Source organism: Pseudomonas sp. LBUM1641 (genome assembly GCF_059716235.1).
On the sequence record NZ_CP166815.1, the window covers coordinates 1 to 12,010 of the forward strand.

The 12,010-nt window shown below is 57.5% G+C and carries 9 protein-coding genes; 7 read left to right on the forward strand and 2 right to left on the reverse strand.

The window, feature by feature from the left end; translation table 11 throughout:
• The 4 genes from dnaA to gyrB are packed head-to-tail and all read left to right on the forward strand — an operon-like array spanning position 1 to position 6,216.
• Entirely contained in the window at positions 1 to 1,521 is a 1,521-nt protein-coding gene (gene dnaA, locus ACA046_RS00005) for a chromosomal replication initiator protein DnaA (RefSeq protein WP_076013268.1), read from the forward strand.
• Between the two features lie 39 nt (positions 1,522 to 1,560).
• On the forward strand, positions 1,561 to 2,664 hold the full coding sequence (gene dnaN / locus ACA046_RS00010) for a DNA polymerase III subunit beta (protein ID WP_459024943.1): 1,104 nt from the start codon (positions 1,561 to 1,563) through the stop codon (positions 2,662 to 2,664).
• A 20-nt stretch (positions 2,665 to 2,684) separates the two neighbouring features.
• Positions 2,685 to 3,788, forward strand: a complete 1,104-nt coding sequence (recF, locus tag ACA046_RS00015) for a DNA replication/repair protein RecF (protein WP_003213585.1) — start codon at positions 2,685 to 2,687, stop codon at positions 3,786 to 3,788.
• A gap of 4 nt (positions 3,789 to 3,792) precedes the next feature.
• A complete protein-coding gene (gene gyrB / locus ACA046_RS00020) occupies positions 3,793 to 6,216 on the forward strand; it encodes a DNA topoisomerase (ATP-hydrolyzing) subunit B (RefSeq protein ID WP_076013269.1) in 2,424 nt (807 codons plus the stop codon).
• A 96-nt stretch (positions 6,217 to 6,312) separates the two neighbouring features.
• On the opposite strand, the gene ACA046_RS00025 is transcribed toward gyrB, so the two are convergent.
• Positions 6,313 to 7,035, reverse strand: a complete 723-nt coding sequence (locus ACA046_RS00025; protein ID WP_459024946.1) for a response regulator transcription factor — start codon at positions 7,033 to 7,035, stop codon at positions 6,313 to 6,315.
• A 170-nt stretch (positions 7,036 to 7,205) separates the two neighbouring features.
• Between ACA046_RS00025 and ACA046_RS00030 the strand changes: the two genes are divergently transcribed.
• The 3 genes from ACA046_RS00030 to ACA046_RS00040 all read left to right on the forward strand — a co-directional run bounded on the left by ACA046_RS00030 (position 7,206) and on the right by ACA046_RS00040 (position 11,030).
• Complete coding sequence (locus ACA046_RS00030; RefSeq protein ID WP_497675656.1) at positions 7,206 to 7,457, forward strand: hypothetical protein; 252 nt, start codon at positions 7,206 to 7,208, stop codon at positions 7,455 to 7,457.
• A gap of 276 nt (positions 7,458 to 7,733) precedes the next feature.
• On the forward strand, positions 7,734 to 8,720 hold the full coding sequence (locus tag ACA046_RS00035; RefSeq protein WP_497677157.1) for a FecR family protein: 987 nt from the start codon (positions 7,734 to 7,736) through the stop codon (positions 8,718 to 8,720).
• 18 nt (positions 8,721 to 8,738) lie between these two features.
• Entirely contained in the window at positions 8,739 to 11,030 is a 2,292-nt protein-coding gene (locus tag ACA046_RS00040) for a CHASE2 domain-containing protein (RefSeq protein ID WP_497675657.1), read from the forward strand.
• Positions 11,031 to 11,210: 180 nt separating this feature from the next.
• On the opposite strand, the gene ACA046_RS00045 is transcribed toward ACA046_RS00040, so the two are convergent.
• Positions 11,211 to 11,981, reverse strand: a complete 771-nt coding sequence (locus tag ACA046_RS00045; RefSeq protein WP_459024950.1) for a lysophospholipid acyltransferase family protein — start codon at positions 11,979 to 11,981, stop codon at positions 11,211 to 11,213.
• Positions 11,982 to 12,010 lie beyond the last annotated feature (29 nt).

A 12,010-nucleotide genomic window follows, 5' to 3' on the forward strand; every position in this document is an offset into this window, starting at 1 on the left:
GTGTCAGTGGAACTTTGGCAGCAGTGCGTGGAGCTTTTGCGCGATGAGCTGCCTGCCCAGCAATTCAACACCTGGATCCGTCCGCTACAGGTCGAAGCCGAAGGCGACGAGTTGCGTGTCTACGCGCCTAATCGTTTTGTTCTCGACTGGGTCAACGAGAAATACCTGAGCCGCGTTCTCGAATTGCTCGACGAACATGGCAACGGGCTTGCTCCGGTGCTCTCCTTATTAATAGGCAGCAAACGCAGCTCGGTACCTCGTGCTGCGCCGAATGCACCGTTGGCAGCAAGTGCCTCGCAGGCTCAGGCCGCAGCGGCACCTGTTAATAACTCGCCTGCATCGGTTGCCCAGACGCCTTCGAAATCCTCGTCGCAGAAAAACGCGCCTATAAATGAAGAGCCGTCCCGCGACAGCTTTGACCCAATGGCCGGCGCCAGCTCACAACAGGCTCCGGTTCGTGCTGAACAGCGCACCGTTCAGGTTGAAGGTGCGCTCAAGCACACCAGCTATCTGAACCGCACGTTCACCTTTGAGAACTTTGTCGAAGGTAAATCCAACCAGCTGGCCCGCGCGGCTGCCTGGCAGGTCGCCGACAACCCCAAGCACGGTTACAACCCGCTCTTCCTTTATGGTGGCGTTGGCTTGGGTAAAACTCACTTGATGCACGCCGTGGGTAACCACCTATTAAAGAAGAACCCGAATGCCAAGGTCGTGTACCTGCACTCGGAGCGCTTCGTGGCCGACATGGTCAAGGCGCTGCAGCTCAATGCAATCAACGAGTTCAAACGGTTCTACCGTTCCGTTGATGCCTTGCTGATCGATGACATTCAATTCTTCGCCCGCAAGGAACGTTCCCAGGAAGAGTTTTTCCACACGTTCAACGCGTTGCTCGAAGGTGGCCAACAGGTCATCTTGACCAGTGACCGTTATCCGAAGGAAATCGAAGGCCTGGAAGAGCGCTTGAAGTCGCGCTTCGGCTGGGGCCTGACCGTTGCGGTAGAGCCGCCGGAACTGGAAACCCGCGTCGCGATCCTGATGAAAAAGGCCGACCAGGCTAAAGTCGACCTGCCTCACGACGCCGCGTTCTTCATTGCCCAACGCATTCGTTCCAACGTGCGTGAGCTGGAAGGCGCACTCAAGCGTGTCATCGCTCACTCGCACTTCATGGGCCGCGACATCACCATCGAGTTGATTCGCGAATCTCTGAAAGATCTGCTGGCGTTGCAAGACAAGCTGGTGAGTGTGGATAACATCCAGCGTACTGTGGCCGAGTACTACAAGATCAAGATCTCCGATCTGCTGTCCAAGCGCCGTTCGCGCTCGGTGGCACGTCCCCGTCAGGTAGCGATGGCGCTCTCCAAAGAGCTGACCAACCACAGCCTGCCGGAAATTGGTGATGTGTTTGGCGGTCGCGACCACACTACGGTTTTGCACGCGTGCCGCAAGATCAACGAACTTAAGGAATCCGACGCGGATATTCGCGAGGACTACAAGAACCTGCTGCGTACACTGACTACTTGATGAACACCAGCGCAGCTTATTAAGGCAAGGGACTAGACCATGCATTTCACCATTCAACGCGAAGCCCTGTTGAAACCCCTGCAACTGGTCGCAGGCGTCGTCGAGCGCCGACAGACCTTGCCGGTGCTTTCCAACGTCTTGCTGGTTGTCGAAGGCCAGCAATTGTCCTTGACCGGTACCGACCTCGAAGTCGAACTGGTTGGTCGTGTCCAGCTCGAAGAACCCGCCGAACCTGGCGAGATCACCGTGCCGGCGCGCAAGCTGATGGACATCTGCAAGAGCCTGCCCAACGACGCGCTGATCGACATCAAGGTTGATGAGCAGAAGCTGGTGGTCAAGGCCGGTCGCAGCCGTTTCACCCTGTCGACCTTGCCAGCCAACGACTTCCCGACCGTGGAAGAAGGTCCTGGTTCGCTGACCTGCAGCCTGGAGCAAAGCCGACTGCGCCGTTTGATCGAGCGCACCAGCTTCGCCATGGCCCAGCAGGACGTGCGTTACTACCTGAACGGCATGCTGCTGGAAGTCTCCGAAGGCATCATCCGCGCCGTGGCCACTGACGGTCACCGTCTGGCCATGTGCTCGATGAAGGCCGATATCGGTCAGCCGGATCGCCACCAGGTGATCGTGCCGCGTAAAGGTATTCTGGAACTCGCGCGCCTGCTGACCGAGCCGGATGGCATTGTCAGCATCGTCCTGGGCCAGCACCACATCCGTGCGACCACTGGCGAGTTCACCTTCACATCCAAGCTGGTTGACGGCAAGTTCCCGGATTACGAGCGTGTCCTGCCTAAAGGCGGCGACAAACTGGTGATCGGTGATCGTCAGGCCCTGCGTGAAGCGTTCAGCCGTACCGCCATTCTTTCCAACGAGAAGTACCGCGGTATTCGCCTGCAATTGGCCAACGGCCAGCTGAAAATTCAGGCGAATAACCCTGAGCAGGAAGAAGCGGAAGAAGAAGTGGGTGTCGACTACAACGGCGGCAACCTGGAAATCGGCTTCAACGTCAGCTACTTGCTGGACGTGCTGGGTGTGATGACCACCGAACAGGTTCGCCTGATCCTGTCTGACTCCAACAGCAGCGCCCTGGTGCAAGAATCCGATAACGATGACTCGGCTTACGTTGTCATGCCGATGCGCCTGTAATCATGTTCAGCAGAAGCTAGATGTCCCTCAGTCGCGTCTCGGTCACCGCGGTGCGCAATTTGCACCCGGTGACCTTCTCCCCTTCCCCCCGCATTAATATCCTCCACGGCGCCAACGGCAGTGGCAAAACCAGCGTGCTGGAAGCCATTCACCTGCTGGGGCTTGCCCGTTCCTTTCGCAGTGCCCGCTTGTTACCGGTGATCCAGTACGAGCAACTGGCGTGCACGGTATTTGGCCAAGTCGAATTGGCGGAAGGCGGTCATAGCAGCCTGGGGATTTCTCGTGATCGTCAGGGGGAGTTTCAAATACGCATCGACGGGCAGAATGCTCGCAGTGCTGCGCAATTGGCGGAAATCCTGCCACTGCAACTGATCAACCCGGACAGCTTTCGTTTGCTGGAAGGCGCGCCAAAAATCCGCAGGCAATTCCTCGATTGGGGAGTGTTCCACGTGGAACCGCGTTTTATGGCCACTTGGCAGCGCCTGCAGAAGGCCCTGCGGCAGCGGAACTCATGGCTGCGGCATGGTACACTTGACGCCGCTTCGCAAGCTGCTTGGGACCGGGAACTGTGCCTGGCCAGCGCTGAAATAGATGAATACCGCCGCGCCTATATCAAAGCCTTGAAACCAGTCTTTGAGCAGACCTTGAGCGAGTTGCTTGAACTCGAGGGGCTGACGTTGAGCTACTACCGTGGTTGGGACAAAGACCGGGAACTGAGTGCAGTGCTCGCGACGTCCTTACAGCGGGATCAGCAAATTGGTCACACCCAGGCCGGACCACAACGGGCTGATTTGCGCCTTAGATTGGGCGCACATAATGCCGCGGACATCTTGTCCCGCGGTCAGCAGAAGTTGGTGGTCTGTGCCCTGCGTATCGCCCAAGGGCATCTGGTTAGCCAGGCCCGGCGCGGGCAATGTATTTATCTGGTGGATGACTTGCCGTCCGAACTGGACGAGCAGCACCGCCGCGCGTTATGCCGCTTGTTGGAAGACTTACGCTGCCAGGTGTTTATCACCTGTGTAGACCACGAATTATTGAGGGAAGGCTGGCAGACGGAAACGCCAGTCGCTTTGTTCCACGTGGAACAAGGCCGTATCACCCAGACCCACGACCATCGGGAGTGAAGGCATGAGCGAACAAAATACGAATACGTACGACTCGACCAGCATTAAAGTGCTTAAAGGTTTGGATGCCGTACGCAAACGTCCCGGTATGTACATCGGTGATACCGATGATGGCAGCGGTCTGCACCACATGGTGTTCGAGGTGGTCGATAACTCGATCGACGAAGCTTTGGCCGGTCACTGCGACGACATCAGCATCATCATCCACCCGGACGAATCCATCACCGTGCGCGACAACGGTCGCGGCATCCCGGTAGATGTGCATAAAGAAGAAGGCGTTTCGGCAGCTGAGGTCATCATGACCGTGCTCCACGCCGGCGGTAAGTTCGATGACAACTCCTACAAAGTATCCGGCGGTTTGCACGGTGTAGGTGTTTCCGTGGTGAATGCCCTCTCCGAACTGCTGGTGCTGACCGTGCGTCGCAGCGGCAAGATCTGGGAGCAGACCTACGTTCACGGCGTTCCGCAAGAGCCGATGAAGATCGTTGGCGAAAGCGAAACCACCGGTACCCAGATTCATTTCCGCCCTTCTGACGAAACCTTCAAGAACATCCACTTCAGCTGGGACATCCTGGCCAAGCGGATTCGTGAACTGTCCTTCCTCAACTCCGGTGTGGGTATCGTCCTCAAAGACGAACGCAGCGGCAAGGAAGAGCTGTTCAAATACGAAGGTGGCCTGCGGGCGTTCGTTGAATACCTGAATACCAACAAGACTGCGGTCAACCAGGTGTTCCACTTCAACATCCAGCGTGAAGACGGCATCGGCGTGGAAATCGCCCTGCAGTGGAACGACAGCTTCAACGAGAACCTGTTGTGCTTCACCAACAACATTCCTCAGCGCGATGGCGGCACTCACCTGGTGGGTTTCCGTTCGGCACTGACGCGTAACCTGAACACTTACATCGAAGCAGAAGGCCTGGCGAAGAAGCACAAAGTCGCCACCACCGGTGACGATGCCCGTGAAGGCCTGACCGCGATTATTTCGGTCAAGGTTCCGGATCCGAAGTTCAGCTCCCAGACCAAAGACAAGCTGGTATCTTCCGAAGTGAAGACCGCCGTTGAACAGGAAATGGGTAAGTACTTCTCCGACTTCCTGCTGGAAAACCCGAACGAAGCCAAACTGGTTGTCGGCAAGATGATCGACGCGGCGCGGGCTCGTGAAGCGGCGCGTAAAGCCCGTGAGATGACCCGTCGTAAAGGCGCGCTGGATATCGCTGGCCTGCCGGGCAAACTGGCTGACTGCCAAGAGAAAGACCCTGCCCTGTCTGAACTGTACCTGGTGGAAGGTGACTCTGCTGGCGGTTCCGCCAAGCAGGGTCGTAACCGTCGCACCCAGGCCATCCTGCCGTTGAAGGGTAAGATCCTCAACGTCGAGAAGGCGCGCTTCGACAAGATGATTTCCTCGCAGGAAGTCGGCACGTTGATCACCGCCCTGGGCTGTGGCATCGGCCGCGACGAGTACAACATCGACAAGCTGCGCTACCACAACATCATCATCATGACCGATGCTGACGTCGACGGTTCGCACATCCGCACCCTGCTGCTGACGTTCTTCTTCCGTCAGTTGCCTGAGCTGATCGAGCGTGGCTACATCTACATCGCCCAGCCGCCGCTGTACAAAGTGAAAAAGGGCAAGCAAGAGCAATACATCAAAGACGACGACGCCATGGAAGAGTACATGACGCAGTCGGCCCTGGAAGATGCGAGTCTGCACTTGAACGACGAAGCCCCGGGGATCTCCGGTGAAGCGTTGGAGCGTCTGGTAAACGATTTCCGCATGGTAATGAAGACTCTCAAGCGTTTGTCGCGCCTGTACCCTCAGGAGCTGACAGAGCACTTCATCTACCTGCCAGCCGTCAGCCTTGAGCAATTGGGCGACCACGCTCACATGCAGAATTGGCTGGCCCAGTACGAAGTCCGTCTGCGTACCGTCGAAAAATCCGGCCTGGTTTACAAAGCCAGCCTGCGTGAAGACCGTGAACGTAACGTCTGGCTGCCAGAGGTCGAACTGATCTCCCACGGCCTGTCGAACTACGTCACCTTCAACCGCGACTTCTTCGGCAGCAACGACTACAAGACTGTTGTCACCCTTGGCGCGCAACTGAGCACCCTGCTGGACGATGGTGCTTACATTCAGCGTGGCGAGCGTAAGAAAGCGGTCAAAGAGTTCAAGGAAGCCCTGGACTGGTTGATGGCTGAAAGCACCAAGCGTCACACCATTCAGCGATACAAAGGTCTGGGCGAAATGAACCCGGATCAGCTGTGGGAAACCACCATGGACCCAGCTCAGCGTCGCATGCTGCGTGTGACCATCGAAGACGCCATTGGCGCGGATCAGATCTTCAACACCCTGATGGGTGATGCGGTCGAGCCTCGTCGTGACTTCATCGAGAGCAACGCCTTGGCGGTGTCCAACCTGGACTTCTGATCAGGTTGCAGCGCAAACAAAAAGGCCAACGCTAAGCGTTGGCCTTTTTTATTGAGTGGGATTTGGGCACTTTATAAATGCTCCACGTGGAACATCTCACTCTTCGGAGGCAGCCGTCACGCTCTCCAACCGGTACCCGTACCCATAGATCGTGAGCAGCTGCCACCCCCGCTCCGCCGTCAGCCCGAGCTTATTCCGTAGCCGATAAATATGCGTATCCAGCGGACGAGACGAGACCATTTCCTCATGGGTCCAGAACCGCTCATACAGATATTCACGAGACAGTGGCCGCGCCAGGTTCTCAAACAGACACCGAGCCAAGCGGTATTCGCGTTCTGTCAGGTTGATAGGTTTCCCCGCCCTGCTCACCGTGAGTTCAGCATCATCGAACGTCAGGTCGTTGAAGGTCAGCACTTCGCTGGCTGCAGACTTTTGCAGTCCGTGGCGGCGCAGCACCGCATTGACCCGTGCCTTAAGCTCGTTAGGGCGAAATGGCTTACTGACGTAATCATCGGCGCCACTGTTCAACGCCTGGACGATATCGCTCTCGGCATCGCGGCTGGTGAGCATGATGGCGGCCGGTGGCGCTTCCATGTGCTCGCGGGTCCAGCGCAATAATGCCAGGCCGCTGAGGTCAGGCAGTTGCCAATCCAGGATCAGCAGGTCAAAGGTTTCCCGGCGCAGTTGGCGCAGCAGGTCTTCTCCACGCTCGAAGCAGTGCAGGCTCCAAGGCTGATCCGCGGCGCTGGGGATTTGTCGCAGTGTCTGTTCCACCCGCCGCAGTTCGGCAGGTTCGTCATCCAGTATTGCGACACGCATGGCAGGGTCCTTTCTGATTAAGAATGCAGGCATGAATCTGAACAATTATGGCCAGATTCTCAGGCCCTTTGAATCTCTCGGTACGCTGATATCAAATGGCCGTAAGCCATTGGAAATCGTAATACCCAAGCTGGGAAGATACCGGCTCGGGACCTTCAGGAAAAGGATCAATGGCAATCTGGTTTTATGCTGTTTCGAGACGTGCGGCGGCTCTGGAGAAGATTAATGTATGGGGGCGAATGGTATTGGTGGTAATGGCGGCAACCTTGGGGACGGAAACGGTAGGGGCATCCAAACCGGTAATACCTGCTTCGTTCGATGAACGTCAAACCCTGAGTGAACCGGGTAACGGTATGGGCTTCGCCAGCTCGCCGCTTCAGCAACTCGGTCAACAACAGCAGAATCAACGCTGGGTGTTTTAAGCACCGCCAAATCTGAATAAATGTTGCGATTCGGTCCTACGCACCTATCTTGTAGGTAAATTCGCTCTCGCTGGATGACACACGGATTGGAGCGAGGGAATTGCTCCGGCACAAGGATGTGTCATCTTCTGCCATAGATCCCATGCCCCAGACATTTCGGCTATCGACTGGATACCTCATCGAGTATCGTAGGCGGTATTCAAGGTCTTCCCGCGCAAGACGCTTCCTGAAAGTGCTTTCTGATGCCCCATTAGAACTAGAATCTTGATGAGCGCCATGACCTTTTTCACCTGCCGATTTCGCTTTGCCATTTCTACGCTGTTGGGCTCAGGCTTGATTGTTACGCTTGGCGTAGTGAGCTTGCCGGCCTTGGCACGTCCCGCCCCTCCCCGCGCCCCCTACATTGACGACAACCAGATGTGCCGCGCGCAGCCTCTGCCGGCGGTGGTGCAGCACCTGACAGGCGAAGCCTGGAAGCTGGATGCCAAGGGCGTTTCCACGGCCTTGGCAGAAGGCATGGTCATTGATGAACAAGAGAGTGTGAAAACCTCACCGGACGCGTTCGTCAGCCTTTTGCTGGGAGACGGTACGCGGGTTGTCTTGCCGTCCAGCTCCCAGGTTCGACTGCACCTGGTCGAGGAGCAATCTATTCCCCAGGTCATTCTTGAAGAAGGTCAGGTTGAGGCTTATGTCATCAAGCGTGCCAGTGACTACGACCGTTTCCAGATCGTGACCCCGGTGGGCGTGCTCGGTGTGCGCGGCACACATTTCCGCGTGCGCAACGACGGCGAACAATCGCTGGTGGAAGTGCTCAATGGGCAGGTTGCGGTCAATCGGGATGACGCTCCACCGACTCTACGACCCATCAAGAAGAAGCCCATTACCGGGCCGGTTGCGGGTGAAGTGAAGGTCGGTGCGAGGCAGGGTTTGGCATTCAAGAAACAAGGTGAACTCAAGCCCGTGGAACTGCTGGATGCTCCACGTCTGGTGGGCCAGGATGGGCAAAAAGGCGATGCGCCGATATGGACGCTTTTTCTGCGTCCGTTAGCCGGCGCCCAGCGTTACAGGGCCCAGGTCGCGACCGATAAGGAGTTTCTGAACATCAAGCAGGAAAACTTCTCCGACAAGCCGCAAATGCGCTTCACTGGGCTGAAAGCATCGTTCTATCACGTTCGTTTGTCGGCCTATGATGAACACGGGCTTGAGGGAGAAACCGGGGTCTATGACATCTTCTATTACCCGCCCGCGAACCGCGTGCAATAGCGCTCCGGACGCTCGCCGGTGAGGCTTTGGCGCCGGGCTGAAAAGCGCCAACCGACCCAGGCTCAGCGGCTGTTCAATGGCCTGGTGCGCGAATGGCTCTGGGTCAGCCTGTTGCTGTTACCTATCACGGCATTCCTGTCCCTGAGCCCGGGCTTTTCCCTCAACAACCTGCTGTACGACAGCCTTCGCCGCCTGGCCCCCTTGCCGGTGGATCCACGCATCTTGCTGGTGACCATTGATGACCGAAGCCTGAAGGAGCTCGGCCAATGGCCTTGGTCCCGGCGCGTACACGCCGACCTGCTTGATCGGCTGAGCGTTGCCAAACCCGCAGGCATTCTGTTCGATGTGATCTTCAGCGAACCTGCCCGGGAGCCGGCCAATGACCTGCGCCTGGCCGAGGCTATGTGCAACGCCGGTACTGTTCTGTTGCCCTTGATTCGTGAAGGCTCGCCCCGCTACGAGCAACCTGTGGCGCAAATCCTGCCGGTGCTGCCCTTGCGCGATTGCGCCAGGGGCGTCGGCCATATCAACGTTGAAGCGGACAGCGACGGTATTGTACGAAGCCTGTATTTGCGTGAAGGCCCGCCAGGGAACATGACGCCCCAACTGGCCTGGTTGGCGTTTGAACTGAGTGGCCAGCAAGCCGTTATGCCGGGCGCGCTTGGCCCGGTGGACAGCAACCATTGGCAGCGGGAAAACTCCATTCGAATTCCGTTCATCGCCAGCCATGCCGGCTTTCCCAGCGTGCCGTATATCAGCGTTTTACGCGGTGAGGTACCGCCTGAGTTGCTGCGAGACCGTTTGATCCTGATCGGTGCCACCGCACCGGGCATGGGCGATCGATATGTCACGCCGCTGTCGGCCAGCGTTGGCACCACACCAGGCGTGGAGATCCAGGCCAACATCCTCAATGGCTTGCTGCAAGGGCGCAGCATCGTTGACCTGCCAGCCTGGATGGCAACGCTGCTGGCCACTGCCATGGTCGCGCTGCTATTGGGCTTGCTGTTGTTTCGCCCGCGTTATGCGCTGTGGTTGACCGTCGGTTGCATGGGCGCCGCGCTTCTCGGTTCTTGGGGCCTGTTGCGCCTGGGCCATTGGTGGTCACCGGCGGCGTGCCTGATCGGCATGCTGCTCAGCTACCTGATCTGGAACTGGCGGCGCCTGAGCGTGATCCTGGCTTACTTCGGTTGGGAACTGGCACGGTTGGACAACGAACCCAAAGTGCTCCCGGAGCGGCGTAGAGCGCCCGCCAGCCAGGGTGATGTATTACAGGGACGGATCTTCGCCCTGGAACAAGCAGTCAGCCGCACCCGGGACACGCGCCGCTTTATGGCCGATGGCCTGGAATGTTTGCCGGTAGCGACCTTGATTACCGATCCCAAGGGCAATGTCCTGCTGGCCAACCGGATTGCTCGTGATGTATTCGGCAATGAATTGGTGGCTGAAAACCTGTTGGAGCAACTCGCTGCGTTGGGTTATCCACCGCTGCAGGACGGCATTCGCCCTGCCCTGTCGGCGCTGGAGATCGTCGAATTTCGTGACACCCTTGATCGCAGCCTGCGCCTCGACCTGGCCCCGCTGCTGCCCGCAGACGGGGATGTGGCCCTGGGCTGGCTGTTGAGCCTCACAGACTTGAGTATCGAGCGCGAAGCCCAGCAGCAGCGGGAAACCTTGTTGCGTTTCCTATCCCATGACCTGCGTGCTCCGCACTCGGCGATCCTGGCCCTGTTGGACGTCCAGGACACCGCTGCGCCGATATTTGCCCAGATCGAGCAGCAAGTCCGCCGTGCCCTGAACCTGACAGAATCCTTCGTGCAACTTGCGAAAGCTGAATCTGACGGATACCAATTCCAGCCCAGTCTGTTCGCCATGCTGGTGCTCGACGCGTTTGATCAAGTCGCTGTGCATGCCCAGCTGAAAGGTATCCACCTGGCCCGCAACCTGGATGACGACGGCGAGGAGATGGTCTGGGCGGATCAATCGCTGCTGACCCGCGCCTTGTTTAACCTGTTGGAGAACGCGGTCAAATACAGCCTTTCAGGCACCACCGTCACATTAAGACTGACTAGCAGTGAAGATCGCCTGGAATGCCGTATCAGCGATCAGGGGCGAGGAATCGCTGAGCAGGATTTGCCCGAATTGTTCGGCCAATACCGGCGCTTCGCCTCTGCTCAAGGCAGTGAAGGATTGGGGTTGGGCCTGACCATGGTCAAGGCCGTCGTAGATCGCCATGGTGGGCGAATCGGCTGCGAAAGTGTGGTGGATAAAGGTACGACCTTCATCCTTCAACTGCCGTTATGGAAGGAGTGAACCGCTGCTTTTTACCTGTGCATAAAAAACCGGTCTCAAGGACCGGTTTTTTAATGCGGAAAAAACTTATGCACCTTTTCCGCTGTTTTATGAGCTTAGGAAATATGTAAGTAAATCAGCAGCCTATAATCGAAAAAGCATGATTCGCCAACAAACCGTACACAGGTTATCCACAGAAACTTAAATCACCGGAGTGTCGATGACGACCGGCTCCGGCGGCAGCGAACCCATGGCTCTTTGTTGCGCTTCATTCCATGCCTGGGCACGGTCGTTCAGCGCTGCAATAGCGCGTGGGCCTTCACCCTCTGCATACATCGGTTCGCCAATGACCACCGTGATGGTGCCTTCACGCTTGGCCCAGCCGGTCTTTGGCCAGAACTTGCCGGCGTTGTGGGCAATTGGCAGCACCGGCAGGCCGGCGTTTACCGCCAAAGCCGTACCGCCGCGTGAGAACTTGCCCACAGTGCCGTAGGGCACGCGTGTACCTTCGGGGAAGATCAGCACCCAAACGCCGTCCTTGAGCAGCTCGTCGCCCTTCTTCGCTACATGCTTGAGCGCCGCCTTGGGGTTGTCGCGGTCGATGGCGATCGGACGCAGCATGGCCATGGCCCAGCCGAAGAACGGCACGTACAGCAGCTCACGCTTCAGCACTTGGCTAAGGGGCGAGAAATACGCAGACAGGAAGAAGGTTTCCCAGGTGCTCTGGTGGTTCGACAGAATCACGCAGGGCTGGTCCGGGACGTTTTCGGCGCCCTTGATCTCGAAACGAATGTTCAGGAACACCTTGGTCAACCACAACGCGCAGTTGCACCAAAAGACGTTGATGAAACGATAGCGCGCCTTGAACGGCAAAAACGGCGCGATAAAAAAGCTCAGGGTGCACCAGAGGAGGGAACTGGTGCCCAGCAGCAGGTAAAAGAAGAAGGTTCTGATGGCCTGCAAAATCGACATGGCGGCATTTACCGTTGCGGGACAAGGCC